This is a genomic window from Streptomyces sp. NPDC050263, from assembly GCF_040655955.1.
In the GTDB taxonomy this organism is placed as follows: domain Bacteria; phylum Actinomycetota; class Actinomycetes; order Streptomycetales; family Streptomycetaceae; genus Streptomyces.
Map to the genome: position 1 here is coordinate 18271 of NZ_JBFAKW010000104.1, position 15688 is coordinate 33958.

Annotated in this window: 19 protein-coding genes; 2 read left to right on the forward strand and 17 right to left on the reverse strand. The window is 71.3% G+C overall.

The window, feature by feature from the left end; genetic code table 11:
• Nucleotides 1–45 precede the first annotated feature (45 nt).
• The 13 genes from AB0J04_RS33955 to AB0J04_RS34015 form a co-directional block, all read right to left on the reverse strand.
• The gene (locus tag AB0J04_RS33955) at nucleotides 46–306 is read right to left on the reverse strand and encodes a hypothetical protein (RefSeq protein ID WP_363172450.1); all 261 of its coding nucleotides are present in this window, start codon (nucleotides 304–306) and stop codon (nucleotides 46–48) included.
• On the reverse strand, nucleotides 303–578 hold the full coding sequence (locus tag AB0J04_RS33960) for a hypothetical protein (protein WP_363172451.1): 276 nt from the start codon (nucleotides 576–578) through the stop codon (nucleotides 303–305). Before AB0J04_RS33960 ends, AB0J04_RS33955 begins: the two co-directional genes overlap by 4 nt.
• Nucleotides 579–593: 15 nt before the next feature.
• On the reverse strand, nucleotides 594–1493 hold the full coding sequence (locus AB0J04_RS33965) for a peptidoglycan-binding protein (protein ID WP_363172468.1): 900 nt from the start codon (nucleotides 1491–1493) through the stop codon (nucleotides 594–596).
• Between the two features lie 92 nt (nucleotides 1494–1585).
• The gene (locus tag AB0J04_RS33970) at nucleotides 1586–2035 is read right to left on the reverse strand and encodes an ATP-binding protein (protein ID WP_363172452.1); all 450 of its coding nucleotides are present in this window, start codon (nucleotides 2033–2035) and stop codon (nucleotides 1586–1588) included.
• 32 nt (nucleotides 2036–2067) lie between these two features.
• Nucleotides 2068–2808 (reverse strand): hypothetical protein, encoded by a 741-nt coding sequence (locus AB0J04_RS33975; RefSeq protein WP_363172453.1) that lies wholly within the window; start codon nucleotides 2806–2808, stop codon nucleotides 2068–2070.
• Entirely contained in the window at nucleotides 2808–4001 is a 1194-nt protein-coding gene (locus AB0J04_RS33980; protein WP_363172454.1) for a hypothetical protein, read from the reverse strand. The genes AB0J04_RS33975 and AB0J04_RS33980 overlap by 1 nt, the downstream gene beginning before the upstream one ends.
• Nucleotides 3998–5107, reverse strand: coding sequence for a hypothetical protein (locus AB0J04_RS33985; RefSeq protein ID WP_363172455.1), 1110 nt, complete (start codon nucleotides 5105–5107; stop codon nucleotides 3998–4000). The genes AB0J04_RS33980 and AB0J04_RS33985 overlap by 4 nt, the downstream gene beginning before the upstream one ends.
• 48 nt (nucleotides 5108–5155) lie before the next feature.
• On the reverse strand, nucleotides 5156–6346 hold the full coding sequence (locus tag AB0J04_RS33990; protein ID WP_363172456.1) for a hypothetical protein: 1191 nt from the start codon (nucleotides 6344–6346) through the stop codon (nucleotides 5156–5158).
• Nucleotides 6347–6446: 100 nt separating this feature from the next.
• Complete coding sequence (locus AB0J04_RS33995; RefSeq protein ID WP_363172457.1) at nucleotides 6447–7664, reverse strand: hypothetical protein; 1218 nt, start codon at nucleotides 7662–7664, stop codon at nucleotides 6447–6449.
• A gap of 54 nt (nucleotides 7665–7718) precedes the next feature.
• Nucleotides 7719–8639, reverse strand: a complete 921-nt coding sequence (locus tag AB0J04_RS34000; RefSeq protein ID WP_363172458.1) for a phage tail protein — start codon at nucleotides 8637–8639, stop codon at nucleotides 7719–7721.
• A gap of 25 nt (nucleotides 8640–8664) precedes the next feature.
• Nucleotides 8665–9945, reverse strand: coding sequence for a tape-measure protein (locus AB0J04_RS34005; protein WP_363172459.1), 1281 nt, complete (start codon nucleotides 9943–9945; stop codon nucleotides 8665–8667).
• Nucleotides 9942–11135 carry a phage tail protein gene (locus AB0J04_RS34010; protein ID WP_363172460.1) on the reverse strand — a complete coding sequence of 398 codons (1194 nt, stop codon included), beginning with the start codon at nucleotides 11133–11135 and terminating at the stop codon, nucleotides 9942–9944. Before AB0J04_RS34010 ends, AB0J04_RS34005 begins: the two co-directional genes overlap by 4 nt.
• Nucleotides 11136–11159: 24 nt before the next feature.
• The gene (locus AB0J04_RS34015) at nucleotides 11160–11855 is read right to left on the reverse strand and encodes a hypothetical protein (protein WP_363172461.1); all 696 of its coding nucleotides are present in this window, start codon (nucleotides 11853–11855) and stop codon (nucleotides 11160–11162) included.
• A 65-nt stretch (nucleotides 11856–11920) separates the two neighbouring features.
• On the opposite strand from AB0J04_RS34015, the gene AB0J04_RS34020 reads away from it, so the two are divergent.
• Nucleotides 11921–12316, forward strand: coding sequence for a DUF3592 domain-containing protein (locus AB0J04_RS34020; RefSeq protein ID WP_363172462.1), 396 nt, complete (start codon nucleotides 11921–11923; stop codon nucleotides 12314–12316).
• Nucleotides 12317–12395: 79 nt separating this feature from the next.
• Here AB0J04_RS34020 and AB0J04_RS34025 read toward each other — a convergent pair whose 3' ends face one another.
• Entirely contained in the window at nucleotides 12396–12605 is a 210-nt protein-coding gene (locus tag AB0J04_RS34025) for a hypothetical protein (RefSeq protein ID WP_363172463.1), read from the reverse strand.
• A 341-nt stretch (nucleotides 12606–12946) separates the two neighbouring features.
• Here AB0J04_RS34025 and AB0J04_RS34030 point away from each other — a divergent pair, with 341 nt between their 5' ends.
• Nucleotides 12947–13870, forward strand: a complete 924-nt coding sequence (locus tag AB0J04_RS34030) for a hypothetical protein (protein WP_363172464.1) — start codon at nucleotides 12947–12949, stop codon at nucleotides 13868–13870.
• Between the two features lie 91 nt (nucleotides 13871–13961).
• Here the strand turns inward: AB0J04_RS34030 and AB0J04_RS34035 are convergent, their stop codons facing one another.
• The 3 genes from AB0J04_RS34035 to AB0J04_RS34045 form a co-directional block, all read right to left on the reverse strand.
• A complete protein-coding gene (locus tag AB0J04_RS34035; RefSeq protein WP_363172469.1) occupies nucleotides 13962–14369 on the reverse strand; it encodes a hypothetical protein in 408 nt (135 codons plus the stop codon).
• A gap of 65 nt (nucleotides 14370–14434) precedes the next feature.
• On the reverse strand, nucleotides 14435–14725 hold the full coding sequence (locus tag AB0J04_RS34040; protein ID WP_363172465.1) for a hypothetical protein: 291 nt from the start codon (nucleotides 14723–14725) through the stop codon (nucleotides 14435–14437).
• 152 nt (nucleotides 14726–14877) lie between these two features.
• Nucleotides 14878–15480 carry a phage tail protein gene (locus tag AB0J04_RS34045; protein WP_363172466.1) on the reverse strand — a complete coding sequence of 201 codons (603 nt, stop codon included), beginning with the start codon at nucleotides 15478–15480 and terminating at the stop codon, nucleotides 14878–14880.
• Between the last annotated feature and the right edge of the window lie 208 nt (nucleotides 15481–15688).

The window sequence follows — 15688 nt, forward strand, 5'->3', positions numbered from 1 at the left end:
AGGGCGGTCACCCCGGTTCGTACGGGGTGACCGCCCTTCGGCGTTTCAGCGTGCCGTCAGTTCCCAGGCGGCGACGGCGATCGTCGCCAGGGCGGCCAGGGCGCCGATGCTGGCCAGCGGCCAGCGGGAGCGTTCCAGGGCGTCGAGGCGGTGCTCGTGGTCGGCGAGCTGTTTGTCGGTCTGGTCGCTGCGTTGGACCAGCAGGGCGAGCGAGCCGTCGACCCGGGCGAACCCGGCCTCGACGGCGCCGCGCAGCCGCTCCAGTTCCAGAGCCACGGCGGCGGGGTCGGAGAAGGGTTCGTTCACGCGTCGCCCCGTTCGCCGGTCGTCCGGGCCAGTGACAGCAGTTCGGTGTCCTCGTTCGGCCGGGCGTCCGTGCGCAGCCACGAGGGCAGCAGGGTCTGTACGGCGGGCAGGGCCATGATCCTGGTCATGCCCGCGGCGGCGGTGAGCGCGCCGGCGACCCAGGGCAGGGTCTCGGGGAGGCCGGCGGCGTCGACGACCGTCGGCAGCAGGACGCACAGGCCGACAGCGGTCTGGAGAACGGTGCGGAGGGTGCGCTTGGCGGCCTCTGACATCGTGTTCCTCGATTCTCAGGAGCTGTACGGGACTTTCAGGGCGGCCCAGGACTTGGCGCCGGGCCAGCCGTCGGCGGCGGTGCCGGTGTAGCCGAGCTTGCGCTGCCATCTCGCGTAGGAGCGGCGGTCGGCGTCGGTCCACTGCGGGCCGGGGCCGGAGGCGTACTCGGAGCAGCCGACGGCGACCAGGCGCTTGCCCATCGCGGTGACGATCGCCGACCTCGGGTTCTTCCGGAACCAGGCGTCGCCCGGGAAGGGCTGGTAACTCGGCTTGGCCGTACCGGAGTTGCCGGAATTGCCGGAGCCGGTGGAGCCGCTGGGCCCGGTGCCGAGCCGGCTCGCGACCCTGATCCGGAAGTCCGACATCGCGAAGCCGCGCGGGTCGATCTTCTTGTCGGTCCACTCCTTGTGGCCGATCACCGAGCCGGCCGACCAGCCGTGCGCCCGGCACAGCGCGGCGGACGCCCGGACCATGGCCTCCAGCTGGACGGCGGGCCAGGGATCCTTGCCGTCGCCGAGGTTGACGCACTCGAAGCCGTAGAAGTGGACGTTGCCGTCCGTGTCGTTCTCGTTGGGCGCGGGCAGCGCCTTCTCGGCGACGACGGCCTTCAGGACGTCGCCGTCGCCGCTGCCCGCGTGGTTGGCGCGGCCGTTGCCGACGAGGTGGACCGTGCCGTCCTTGGCGATCACGCCGTGGCAGAGGGGGCCGGGCAGGGCGGAGTGGCCGTTGAAGCACAGGCTCACGCTGTTGCTGGTGCCGGAGGTGACGGTGTGATGGATGATCACGCCGTTGACCGGGCCCCAGCTTCCCTTGTGGTTGCGGTTGTGGGTGCGCCAGCCGGAGTGCTCGACGACGGTGACGCCCTCGGCCCGCAGTGCGGACACGAGGGCGTCGGCGGAGAGGGGGTTGGCCATGGTGGTGCCTCCCTGGGTGGTTCCGGGCATGAGAAAACCCCGGCCGGCGGGGGAACGGCTCGGGGCGGGGTCGGTGGGCGGCGGTCAGGACCTCAGACGACGATGTCCGTGTCCGTGTCTGATTCCGTGTCGGTCTCGGGGGCCGTGTCGGTGTCGTCCCCCTCACCCTCTTCGCTGCCGTCGCCCGGTTGCCACCGGGCGCACAGGGCGGCGTACGCGGCCCTGTCGGTCTCGAAGTCGGCCAGGGCCGCGGCGACCGCGCGCTGGATCGCCGTCCGGTCGGGGACGACCGGCTCCGTGCCGACGGGCATCACGGTGATCCGGCCGTAGCCGCGCAGGGCGACGCCGCCCTCGCCGCTCCGGGTGAACTGGGCGGTGATGTTGACGGCCGAGTAGGTGCCGGTGATCGAGTCGGGCCCGATGATCGAGCTGAGGCTGGTGTCGGAGACGTTGACGTGGATCGTGTGGCCGTTCTCGGTGAGGGTGGCCCGGCCCGCGTAGTCGATCGCGAGGCCCCAGGGCTGGGTGGGGTCGATGTCCATGGGTGTGCTGCCTTCCTCGGGTTCGCCTCGGGTCAGCTCTGGCGGCCGTGCATGAGGGTCGGGGTCGCGTAGACCGTGCCGGACGTCGTGGTGACGATGGCCTGGATCTCGACCGTGACCGTGCCGGTGAACAGCGTGGAGAAGGCGGCGCCGATCACGTCCGTGTAGTCGAACTCGGTGCCGGCGGCGACCGTGGGACCCCACTGGACGCTGTTGACGAGCACCCGGACCTGGCCGGTCGCGCCGGAGCTGGCGCTCGTGCTCACCCGGAGCCGCATCTTCGGCTGCCAGACCGGGTTGTACGACCTCGCGATCGTCGTCCAGGCCGTCGACGTGGACTGCGGCCAGCGGGCCGGCGTCACGTCCTGCGGCGGCAGCATGGTCAGCCAGGGCCGGGCCAGGCCGCCGGTGTTGACGTCGTCGGAGATGATCTCCCGGTTGCCGTTGTCGTAGATCCGCAGCGGCTGGAGCGAGCCGGCGCTGCTGTCGCCGTTGAACAGGGTCATGGCGAGGCTGCCGGTCTGGCGGTGGATCTCCAGGCCGTACTCCTCGCCCTTCCAGGAGCCGACCCGGAACATCGGATCCTCGGTGCCGGGTCGCTGGACCACGAAGGTGCCGCCGTCGGTGACCTTCAGCGCGCCGTCCTTGATCTCCACCTCGCCGCCGGTGATCGTGTTGAGCGCGGGTCGGGTGTTCACGGCGGTGGACAGCTGCTGGATGCGGCGTTCCAGCTGGGTGAGCCGGTCGATGATGTCTTCGGGGAGCTGGGGCATCAGACCTCCTCCAGGTAGAGCTCGGCGGTGTCCGGGCGGCCGCGCTGGGCCGGGCTGACCTTGACGCCGACGATCCGGTAGCGGGCGTCCAGGCCCTCGGTCCACCACTCGTCGGTGATCCTCAGGCGGACGGTGCGGCCCAGCAGCGCGGACGGCACCAGGTCGTCGAGGCGGACGCTGATCTCGGGGATCACCACCGCGCCCACGCCCTCGGCGAGTTCGGCGTTGGCCAGCGAGCGCAGGACCGGGATGCCGGCGATGTCGTTGTGGTCCGAGGCGAGGTCGATGCGCGGGTAGCCGACCTTGATCAGGTCCTCGCCGACGGGGATGTCTGCGTCGGCGAAGAGCGGGCGGGACTCCACGGCCTGGTTGGTGTTGTCGGTGGCGCCGCGGGCCCGGGCGGTGGTGCCGCCGCGGGTCGCGTCGCGGGGGAAGGTGTACGACAGGATCGTGCCGGGCCGGTCCATCACCAGGTCGGTGGTGCCGGTGGTGATCTTCGGGCTGCCCAGCCGCAGCCGGCGGACGCGGGTGCCGGTGACCGGGTCGCGGTAGACGGCGATGTAGTGCTCGAAGCCGTTCTCCAGGGCGGCGAGCGCGTCGATCGCCTCCAGGTAGACGGTCTCGTCGCCGTCGCGGTACGACACCGCGCGCCTGGCCGGGGAGGACTCGTTGCCGAAGGTGACGCCGATGTCGCCGCCGACGACGGCGGTGACGTCGCCCTTTTCGCCCCGGCCCTCGGGCACCCCGTCGCCGTCGTCGTCGTCGACTGCCTCGACGAGCTCACCGGTCTGGAGGTGCCGCCACAGCCGTCGCGCCACCTCCAGTTGGTCGTCGGCGCCGGTGAACGCGAGGTCCTGGCGGATGCGGCGGCGGCCCGCGTAGGACTCGAAGGTGGCCGCCTGGATGCCGAGGGTGAGCACGCCCCGGTCGTCGCTCTGCAGGGTGGACGTCCAGATGATGCCGCCCCACCACAGGTCGTTGCCGCGCTGGAGGTAGACCGAGGTGCGGCCCTCCTCGATACGGCGGACCCGGGCGGCCATCTCCGCGTTGGGGACCGGGATGGTGCCGGAGAGGGATCCCGGCTTGCCGATGTAGTCGTCGACGGTGACGTCCCGCAGGGGCAGGATGTCGATGGTGTCGTCGGTGCGCAGATCGCAGAAGATCGCCCGGTACGGCGTGCTGGTGGTCGTCATGACGCGGCCTCGTAGGTGGCGGTGCCCCGGACGGCGTGGCCGCCGGCCCAGGTCCACGGCGTCAGGGAGTCCACGGTGCCCCAGGTGGGCGTGACCATGGCGGTGGCGTCGGGCCGGCCGGAGGCGAGGCCCAGCTCGAAGGTCTCGGTCGTGCCGAGGTAGATCCGGCACACGGCGCGCGCGCCGTTGGAGGCGCCCGCCTCGGCCCAGCCGACCATCTGGTGGACGGCGGACGCGGGCGTCGGCAGCGCGAACCGCCAGTTGTCCGAGGTGAGGGGGCTGGTGCCGAAGTTGGTCGTGGTGCCGAACTGGATCGAGAAGCTGAGGTGCACGGTGGTGCCGAACTTGACGTACCGGCAGTTGAGGACGGAGTTGCCGTACGACGGGGTGGCCAGGCCGGAACCGGTCGTCCAGGCCGGCGTCCAGCTCTGCCAGGTCGGCAGCACCGGGTAGTCCGTCCAGGCGGTTCCGCTCCAGCGCTGGAGCCGGCCGCTCAGGTCCCGGTACTGGCCCGGGTAGGAGCCGCCCGTGGTGTCGGAGACCACCGGGAGGATGCCGCCGACGCCGACCGTGGCCGTCCGCCGGTCCAGCGCCGAGCTCCAGGTGATGCCGCCGGTGCCCGCGCTCGCCTTGGCCGCCACGGTGACCTGGTACAGCGGCAGGGACAGGCCTGGCAGGCCGGGTACGGTCGGGGCGGCGGCCGGGGTGCCCGGGACGATCTCGACGACGGCCTCGGCGCGGCCGGCGGCGTCGGCGGAGTCGTAGACGTCGTCGTAGATCCGCAGGACGACGAGATCGATGCGGCTGTACAGGGGATCGCCGTCCGCGAACGTCAGGGGCAGGTACTCGGTCAGGGCGACCGGGTAGGCGCCCCGGGCATCGGTGCTCTGGACCAGCGCGCGGCCGGGGCCGACCGTGGCGGACATGCTGTTCGACGTGCCGGTGAGGGTGAAGCCGGCGATGCGGTAGAGGCCTTCGGAGGAGCCCGGCAGCACACCGGAGCGGGTGGCGACCGGCGAGGTGGGCGTCAGGGCGCCGAGTGAGACGAGGCGGGTGTCCTCGCGCGACTGGCCGTCGGGGGACAGCCATCCGGAGCGCACGGGCATGAGGGACTCCTTTGCAAGAGGGGTACGGGTTCGCAGGATCGGTGCGGCTCAGGCGATCGGGTCGACGCGGACGTGGATGTTGTCGAACCAGCAGGTGATGTTGGCGGTGTTCGACCGGTGCATCGCGGTGACCGTGTAGGTCGAGCCCACGGTGAGGGAGCCCAGCCGCAGCTGGGTCGACACCGACTTGCCGAGGGAGCCCGAGGCCGACGCGGCGCGCTGGTCGTCCGGCGCCCAGAGCACGGTCGTGCCGAGTGTGACCTGCGGGGACATGTGCGCCTGCGCGGTCTCGGTGCCCGAGGTGGAGATGCGCGCGCCCACGGTGATGATCACGGCGCCGGACGGCGGAGCGGTGAAGTTGAGAGTGAGGGCGGTGACCGCCGTGCCCGTGAGGGCGGCCGTGTACGCCGTCGAGGTGGTGGTCCCGGCGTCCAGGGACTGCACGAAGGCGGGCCCCGGTACGGCGGGCAGCCAGGCGGCGCCGTTCCAGCGCTGGAGCTGTCCGGCGGCGGAGTCCCGGTACTGGCCGGGGTAGCCGCCGGTGGTCAGCACTCCGGCCGGGACGAGCCCGCCGATGCCCTTCGGGTACGCCACCCAGGCGGTGGAGTCCCAGCGCTGGAGCGTGTTGTTGACGTCGCGGTAGTGCCCGGGGTAGCCGCCGGGGGCGGTGTCGTCGGAGCGGGTCGGCAGGATGCCGCCCACCGGGACGGTGGTGGGACGCAGGTCGACGCGGGCGCTGTCCCAGTCGATGCCGCCGGCGCCGGCGGCCGCGCCCTTGGCGACGGCGACGGTGAACAGGACGAGGGAGGCGTCCGGGGCGGCGGGCGCGACCGGGGTGGCGGTCGCGGCGCCCTTGACGATCTCCACGACCGCCTCGGCGCGGCCGGAGCCGTCGTAGTCGTCGTCGTAGATCCGCAGGACGACGAGGTCGATCCGGCCGAACTGCGGGTCGCCGGCCTCGAAGGTGAGCGGGACCGGTTCGGTGACGGCGACCGGGTACGCGCCCCGGGCGACGGACGTCTGGACGACCGCCCGGCCGACCCCGACGGTGGCCGTCATACCGCCCGTGGCGCCGTTCAGCCAGAGGCCGGTGACCCGGTACTGGCCGTTCTCGGAGCCGGGCAGGACACCGGAGCGCCCTTTGATGTCGGTGATCGGGGTGACCGCCCCGATCTGGGTGACCCGGGTGTCCTCCCGGGTCTGGCTGGTGGGCGACAGCCAGGCGGAGCGTACGGTCATGGCGATTCCTTCCAGGTCGGGGCGAGTGAGGTCGGGGCGAGTGAGGTCGGGTCGGATGCGGGCGGGTCGGATGCGGTCGGGAACGGGTTCGGCGAGGGGGTCAGGAGGCCGACTCGTAGGAGCCCCAGATCGACAGGACGTCGCCGCTCTGCCAGGTGTAGGGCGCCGCCTTGGTCCAGCCCCCGCTCGCCGCGGCCGTGCCCGAGGCGACGGTGAACCTGGTGGCCACGCCGCCGTTGTTCGCCGACAGCTGGCCGGTGCCCTGGAAGAACCGGAAGCCGTTGCTGCTGTAGCCGACGACGTTCAGCAGGATGTCGGTCATCCAGCCGGTCGCCGGCGGGGACGGCAGCGAGACGGACCAGGCGCCGGCCGCGTCCAGGGCGGAGAGGTTGGTCGTCGAGCCGATCGCCAGCCGCACCCGGACGTGGACGAGCGTGCCGAGCTTCACGTACCTGCCGTTGAGGCTGCCGTTGCCGACCACGGGCGCCGCGCCCGTGGACGAGTACCAGACGGGCGTGTAGTTGGCCCAGGTGGGGACGCGTTGGTAGGACACCCAGGACGAACCGTTCCAGCGCTGCAGGGTGCCGTCGGAGCCGTCCCGGTACTGGCCGGTGTAACTGGCCGTGGTGGCCGCGCCGGCCGGGGCGATGCCGCCCAGGGCGCTGGGGTAGCCGACCCAGGCGGAGCCGTCCCAGCGCTGCAGGGCGCCGCCGGAGTCGCGGTACTGGCCGGGGTAGGCGCCGTTTCCGGTCTCGCCGACCACGGGCAGGATGCCGCCGACCGCGACGGTGGGCGTGCGGAGGTCGGTGACCTCGTCGTTCCAGTTGACGCCCCCGTTTCCGGCGCTGCTGCCGGCCCGGACCCGGACCTGGTAGACCGGCAGCACGATGCCCGGGAGCTGGGGAACCTCCGGGGCGGCCGCCGGGGTGCCCTTGACGATCTCGATCGCGGCCTTGGTGAAGCCGGAGTCGTCGTACTGGTCGTCGTAGATCCGCAGGACGACCACGTCGATCCTGGCGTACGAGGCGTCGCCGTCCGCGAAGGTGAGGGACATCGGCTCGGCCAGCGTGACCGGGTAGGCGCCCTGGTTGCTGTCGGCCTGGACGACGGCGCGGCCCTCGTGGACGGTGGCGCTCATGGTGCCGGCGCCGCCCTCCATCCAGAAGCCCGCGAGCCGGTACAGCCCGTCGTAGGAGCCGGGCAGGATGCCGGAGCGGACGTCCAGCGGGTTGGCCGGGGTGGTCGCGCCCAGCTGGGTCAGACGGGTGTCCTCGCGGGTCTGGCCGGTCTCGGCCACCCATGAGCTGCGCAGGTTCATCTGCTGGTCTCCTGTGATCTGGGGGTGAGGTGAGGGCCTGTCAGAAGGTGCCGGTCACCACTCCGCCTCGCGCCAGCGCACGCTCATCTGGGCGCCCGCGCCGTGGGCGTCGGGGCGGAAGGCCAGCTGGGCCCGGCCGGGGGCGAAGGCGAAGAGCTCCTCGGGGCCGCTGTCGGCGGCCGCGGTGTGCCGGCGCGACGCGGTGCTGTTGAGGGTGACCGTGCCGGCGGCGGTGTCGACGACGAGCTCGTCCCCGCCCGCCAGCGTGATCTCGTAGCGCAGCCGCTGCGCCGAGCTCCGGTCCGTCACCGTCGGGTTGGCGCACGGGCCGGTGAAGGTGATCACCGGGTGGGTGGGCGCCGAGCCGCCGTTGTCGGCGTTGACGTCCCCGGTGGAGTCCGCCTGTCCCCAGTACAGCGGCCAGGTCAGCGGCCAGGTCAGACCGCTCTCCGGCTGCGGGGCGCCGGTGACCGCGGTCTGCTCGGTGACCGAGTAGCGGCGCGGGTCGGTGGCGTACCACTGCACGGACGCCCGGGACACGCCCTGCGTGGTGTACGTCCGGTCGGCGGCCAGCAGCCGCTGGCTCACCCGGGCCCGCACGGCCAGCGTCTCGCCGTGCAGCCGCACCGCCAGCCAGCGCTCCGCGTCGCCGAGCAGGAGCGCCTGGCGCAGGACCCGGATCGCGGCCAGCGAGGCGGCGGAGTCGTCCTGCGCAGGGACGGTCCACACCGTGCCGCCGACCCGGCGCGGCTTGGCGTAGCGGGCGCCGGGCCAGGCGCCGTGCGCGGTGGGGTGGTCGGCGTCGGAGGAGTCGTACTCCGGCAGGTCCTCCCAGCCGCTGAGGCCCCCGCGGTCGATCTCGTACAGGGTGCCTGGGCCCATCAGCAGTCCGGCCCACTGCATCTGCCCGTCGCGGGTGATGAGTGAGCCGGGGGCCACATCGTCGGTGTATGCGGTTGTCGTGGTCTCGGCCATCTCGGCCGTCACCTCACTCTCGGGTTCAGGTGCATGCGTGTGCTGCGGCCAGGAAGAGCAGGTCCTCCGCGGCGCCCCGGGCGCCCGTGCTCGCGCTCTCGTGGAACTCCCGGATGCGGTGCGGCTGCCCGGTGGTCCGCGGGCCGCGCCGTCGGGCGAGGGTCCGCTGCCGGTCCAGGGCCGTCAGCGCCAGCACCCGGCCCGCGCCCCGGGCGGCGCCGGGGACGGCGATGCCGCCCTCCGCGAGCATCGGGATCTTGTCCAGGTGGACGCCGAACTTCTTGCCGAGGATCGAGAAGCTCAGCGAGTTGAGCTTGTCGATGACCCAGTTGGCGAAGGCGATGAGCCCCTGGATCGGTCCCTTGACCACGCCGGCGACGGTCTGCGCGCCGGTGGTGACGAACTGCCCCATCGCGCCGAGGGTGTTGGAGGTGGCCTCCTTGATCCGGGTGAACATCCGGGGGATGTCCTGGGTGATCCAGTCCAGCGCCGGCCGCACCGCGTCCTTGAACCCGCGCCAGACCGACGACACCTTCGCGCTGAGCGCCCGGGTGTCCCCGGTGGTCAGCGCCTTCAGGACGGCGAAGCCGGTGCCGATGAGGGCGCCTACGACCGTGAGCGCGGTGGTGATGACGCCGAGGTACACGGTGACGTACGTGTTCACCGCGCTCGCGACGGCCTTGAGCAGCGGCGTCATGACGAGCAGATAGCCCTCGACGTACTTCAGCACGAGCGTGGCGAGCTGCTCCATCAGCCGCTGACCGGTCTCGGAGTTCATCGCGAGATCGAGCAGCCACCCGGCGACGGGGAGGAGCAGTCCGGTGACGAACCCGATGGGATTGGCCCGGGTGAGCGCGTTGATGACCAGCATGACGCCGGCGCCGACGGTCATGGCGATGCCGAAGGCCCCCATGAGGTCGCCGACGATGCCGATGACGCCGACGGCCAGGGCGACGGCGCCGCCGATCCCGGACAGGAGCCTGCGGAAGGACCTGGTGGACTTTCCGGCGTTGTCGCCGACGGCTTTGACTCCGACGGCCGCCGTGGTGGCGCTCTGGCCCACCTTGGTGACGGCCCGTGCGGCGGACTCGACGTCGTCCTTGGTCCGGCGGACCGCCGTGGAGGTCTGGTCGACGGCGGTGCCGAGCCGGTCGAGGGTCGCAGCGCAGTTCCTGATCCTGCGGGTGAGGTCGCGCATCGCTCCGCCGCCCTGCGCTACCCGGGTCCGGAAGGAACGCAGCACGGGTGCGACGCGGGCCAGCGGGTCGGGCGGCAGGACGCTCGCGGAGACTGCCGCCGTGCTCATCCGCGTGCCTTCGCCAGGAACATCAGCGCGTCGGCGGTGCGCTGCGGAGTGCTGGTCTCGGCCGCGTAGTAGTGCTCGATGTGCAGCGCGCCGCCCGCCCCGGCGGCTCCCGCGTACGCCGGGCCCTGGGCGGCGGCCCGACGCAGCAGCCGGTCCAGCTTGCTCAGCGGCAGGACGGCCTCCGCCTCACCGGCCTCGGCGAGGATCGCCGGGACACCGCCGGAGCGGGGCATGACGACACCGCCGGCGGCCAGCATGGGGATCCTCGGCAGGCTGACGCCGAAGGTCTTGCCGCCGACGCCGGGGACCCAGCCGGGGATCGACACCTTGATGCCGTTGAGGGCGCCGATCGCGCGGTTGATGATGCCGATGACCGCGTTGATCGGGCCCTTCACCGCGCCCTTGATGCCGTCGAAGGCACGGCTCGCGATGCCCTTGAGGCCGCCCCAGATGCTGGACAGCTTGTCCTTGACGGCCTTGAAGGCGTTCGGGATCGCGGACTTGACCCAGTTGACGACCGGCGAGATGACGGCCTTGATGCCCTTCCACACGCCGGAGACGACCGTCTTGATCGCGTTCAGCGCGGTGCTGATGACCTTCTTCCAGATGTTGACGTAGGTCTTGATGACCGTGGCGATGGCCTTGACGACGGACGAGATCGCCGTCTTGATACCGGTCCAGATCGACTTGATGAGCTTGGCGGCGCTCTTCATGATCGGCCCGATGGCCTTCATGACGGTGCTGATCACGGACTTGATGACGCCGAAGGCCGTATTGAGGACCTTCTGCATGGTCTTCGACTTGGTCGCCATCTCGACGACCTTCTGGATGAGCGGCATGAGCAGATCCATGAGCATGCCGAAGAAGTTGCCCTTCATCGACTTGTTCATCTTGTCCTGGCCCTTGGCCGCCTTGCTCGCCCCGGCCTCGTATTTCCCGAGGTTCTTTCCGGCGGTCGAGCCTGTCTTTCCGGCCTTGGCCATGGCCTTTTCGGCCTGATCGGAACTGGTCTTGAGGTTCTTGAGTTCACGGCCGGAGTCCTGTGCGGCGCTCTTGAGTTTCTTCAGGCCGCCGTCGGCCGCGCTCGCCTTCTGTTTGAGAGTGTCGGCGGAGCGGGCCGCTCCGGCGGCGTCGGTCCTGAATTTCTGGAGGGATCCGGAAGCTCTCTGTAGTGACTGGACCAGGGACACGGCGTATCCAATCTGTCGTGGAGGTCAGCCGACGGCGCCGGACAGCCCGTCGGCGTCGTTGGTCGCCTGCCGGAGGGCGGGAGAGGTACGGGCCAGTTCCTCTCGGGTGCGCCTCGCCTGGTTCTCGGTGTCGCGCAGGTTCTGGCGCTGGTTCGGCGAGCCGGCGGCGCGGGCGGGCGCGGCGGCGCGGGCGGGGGCGGCGGCGCGGGCGGGGGCGGGGGCGCGGGTGGTGCTGTTGCCCGTGGTCGTTCTGTTCGCGGCGCCGCTCGTGGTGGTGTTCGCCGTGGTCCGGTTCGCCGTGGTGTTGTTCGTGGTGGTGTTCGAGTCGGTGGTGTTCCCGCCCTCTTCCTCGGCGGGCCGGGCGGCCTTCCAGAGGAATCCCCATTCGTTCCGCTCGATTCCGATCTTCTTGAGGAGGGTGTCGCTGAGCACCTCCATGTTGAAAAGCGGCGGGAATTCCAATTTGAAGGCCTGCCAGGAGGCCGCGAGCCCGATGAATTCAGGGTCCTTGTACCACTGCCACCATCCGGTCTCCGGTTCCGCCGCGGGTGCCGCGGGAGCCGGTGGCGGCTTTTCCTCCGGAGCGCCGGCCAGCGCCTTCGGGTTGATGTCCGAGCGCTTCAGATAGTCGACCAGAGTGCTGACGTCGGCCTTTTTCTCCAGATTCTTCTTGAGTGTCTCGATCTCGCTTTTGAGCGGTTCTTCCGTTTCGCCTGCCATGGCTGCCTCCGTCTTGGTACAGTCCTGAGATTCGGAGCGGTCGGCATTTACTGCGGGGGTGGGTCGTGGACTGGACTCCGGCCAGATTCCTGGTGGCGATGCCCTTCTTCGGCATGGCTGTCCTGCTGTACCTGCGGCACCGAGCGCTGGTGCGGCGAGGGGTGACGGTCAAGGCGGAGTGCGTGGACCGCAGATGGTCCGGGCAAGGGGACAAGCCCACCTATGTCCTGCGCTATACGGCGGAGGGCGGGGGCGAGAAGTTCCACATCGACGCCGACGAGCGGGAGGTTCCGGCCGGCACGCGGGAGGGCGATCTCGTGGACGTCTGCTACGACCCGCAGAAGCCGCAGCGCGCCATGGCTGCCCGTTCGGTGAACGCCTCGTTCTGGAAACGCGGGTACGAAGTGGCGTCTCTGTCCGCGGGGCTGGCCTTCGTCGTGTGGGCGGCGCTCTCGATGTGATGACCCGGCCGGGCGTGTTCGGCCGCCGGCCACGCGCGCGACGCGGGTGGCCGGTGAGGATACGGACGGTGCCGGACGGCTACGGCCGGCTGTAGCGGCGGGTCCGCCGCGCCTCCGTCAAGGCGTCCGACCAGCCGGCCGCGTAGGCGCGGGACTCCCGGGCGAGCAGTTCTTCGTACACCCGGTCGAGCACGGCCTCCCGGTCGGGAGGGGTGGTGTGCAGGAGGTGGGCGAGGCGGGTGTAGGTGTCGATCGGCTGCTTCGGGGAGTTGCTCGTGCCAGTCGCCATATCGGCCTGCTTTCCGGTCTGTCCGCTGGTCTGTCCGCTGGGGTGTCCGCTGGTCTGTGGTTCAGGTGGCGCCTCTGGGGCGTTCGAAACGTGTGTTCGAACTAGTGTACGAGTAATCCCGTGGGGTCGTTCCGTGTTTGGCGAGGACGCTCCGTCGTTCAGTGGTCGGGACCTGCGGCGATGCAGGGTGTGCCCGGAGTGCTGCCAGGTTCGTGCAGTAGGATCCGGCCGAGCTTCCTCCGGGTAAGGAAATGGTGAACATCCGGGCCCTGCAAGGGAACTGAGGGTCCGCCAGAAACGTTTGGACGGTGACGGGCAGCCGTCCTCGCGCGGGGGGCGCGATGGGGCCAGGGGACGAGAGCAAGGCCTATGGGGTGGACGGGGACGCGAGCAACGTGCGGCAGCAGCATGCGATCGACTGGCTCGAACAAGCCTCCGATCTGCCGCATCTCATCGCCCGTGTCTCGGAGCTGGTCCTGCGGCTCGGCTACGGCCCGGACGAGCTGGTGATCCTTCCCCGGGCCGAACTCGACCGGCGTGAACTGGCCGCGTACAGCGCCGGCTGGGCCGACGTGGTCGACGAACAGCTGCCCGCCGTACGACGCGCGTACGAGGAGCGCATCACCGCCGCCTACCTCCAGGGCCAGGAGGACGCCCGCACCGGCCGCCGTCCGCGCCGGGCCACCCGGCGGGCCGAAGGCGAGCGAGAGCATGAGCGCGCGAGTGGTGATGAGCGGGGCGGCGATGTCATTCCGCTCCCCTACGTCGAGCTGCTGCGCCCGCCCTCCGAACTGACGCGAGTGGAACAGCGCGGGGAACGGGAACGCTCGGTGGCGGACGGAACACCGGTGCCGATGCCTCCGGCGGACCCGGCGGACCCCGCGGAGCTGGCGGAGCATGACGACGACGAGGCCGGCGGGGTGGGTGCGGCGGAGGCCGGTTCCCGTGCCGACGGGGAGATCCTGCTCTCCGCCCGCGAGGTGCGGGAGCGCGTCCCGCCCTCCGAACGGCGGCCGGTGGTCCGGCGCAACGGCCGGCCGAGCGTGCCCCCGCTGGCCCTGCCCGGCGACATCGGAGCCGCCGGGCGGGAGAGAGGGCGTCGGCAGAGCGAGGAGCCCTCGCCGCCCGGGCCGCCGGACGCCCGTGACGAGGTCCGGCCCCGGCTCTCGGACAAGGCCCGGGCCCTCGCGGACGAACTGGAGGGCCGGGTCGGCGGCCGGCACCGGGATGAGGAGAACGGGCCGTCGGGCTCCGGCTCCGGTTGAGCGGATTCAGCGGATTGAGCGGATTGGGCGGATTCAGCGGAGCCGGTCGGCCGAAGCACGATCAGCCGCAGAGCGATCAGCCGAAGCACGATCAGCCGAAGAACCTGGCCAGTTGGACCGCCGACGGCGTTCCGTCCGGCGCGGCCGTGTGCTGCTCCCGGCCGCCGGCGGTCTCTTCGGCAGGTTCGGCGTACTCCTTGTACGTGACGTCGTCGTCGCCGTCGTCGTCGTGCCCGCCGTTCCCGGCCAGGTCCCTCGGACGGGGCACCGGGGCCGGGGCCTCCGGCTGGTCTCCCTCCTCCGAGTTGACGCAGGCGAACATCCAGTTCGCGGCCGCCAGATGGTCCACGGCGGCGGCCAGCAGGTGGTCCGTCACCGACCATTCGGCGGCCTCGCCGTGCAGCTCCCGGTTCAGGGCGCTGTCACGAGGCAACTGCTTGATGAGCACCGCGAGCCGTCGCGCGGACAGGCGCTCGCGGTGCCAGTCGAGCAGGTCGATCCCGTAGTAGCGGAGCAGGTCCGCCTCGAGGGCCTCGGCGTGTTCGTCGACGAACCCGACGAGGCTCAGCCTTCCCCCAGGCCGAGCCCGGTCTCCTTGCCGTATGCCTCCAGGATCGCGGCGATGTCCTGCATGGTGACCTCGTGCTGCTCGAAGCGGGCGAACTGCTGCTCGCCCATGAGCAGCCCGAGCAGCCCGTCCACGTCGTTGTCGTCGAGCTCCCGCAGCGCCTTGGCGGTGGCGCGGGTCAGCTCCGTGGGCAGGGTGAAGCTCTCGTCGTCGAGCTCGAACGACCAGGTACGGCCGAGGGCTTCGAGGCGCTGGGCGCGGGCGGCGTTGACGTCGAAACGGGCCATGGTGATGAGCGCTCCTTGGGTCGGAGGAGAGAGAAGGAGAGAAGGAGAGAAAGAGGAACGAGAGGTGGGGCCCGGGGCGGGACGGGCGCCGGCCTCGGCCGCCCGTCCCGCCCCGGGTGGGTTCCCCGTGGGTTCCCCGTGGGCCCCGTGGGTCAGGACGCGGCGTACGCGGCGTCCTTCATCACGAAGCTGGCCAGCGCCGAACCGTCGGCGGAGGCCATCGCCGTGTAGGTGATGCCGAGCTGGGCCGCCGACTTGCGGGCCAGCTTGATGTCGTCCGCCGCCGTGACCTGGCCGCGCGGGATGCCGAAGCGGTAGGTCACGGTGGCGCCGTCGTCGGCGCGGACGTCGGTGAACTCCAGGCCGAGGGCGCGCACGTCGGAGGACGGGCGGTCGGCGATGTCGTACTTGTAGACGCCGGTCGAGCCGGTGACGGCCGTGACCGCGCCGCCGCCCATGAAGAACGGCAGCGTGTCCTCGTTGAACTGCATCAGCGAGAACTTCAGGGTCAGGTCGCGGTCCGAGTACACGAAGTGCACCGGGCTGACGGCCTGCCACACGTCGACCGGCTCCAGCTTGTCCTTCTTGCTGAACGTGACGCCGTCACCGGAGGTGAAGCCGAGGTTCTTCCAGCCGGCCGCCCAGTCGGTGGACGGGTCGGTGGAGAAGGTCGTCGGAACCTTGGTGTCGGCCGCGGCGACGTAGAGCCGGCCGACGCCTGCGATGCGGATCTCGGAGGAATTGGTGCCTGCCATGGATGGGTCTCCTTGTAGAGAGGGGTGTGGAGTGGTGCTGCCGCCCGGGGGTGAAGCGGTCCGGGTACGGCGAAGGCCCCGCCGTGGGACGGCGGGGCCTTCGGTCTGTGGGGCGCTAGTGCCGCGGCAGGCAACGTTTGCCCGTCAAGGAGCGGCGTCCGGTGCGTGCTCTCGGTGTGCCGGCCGGAAGTCCTCGTACTGGACGTAC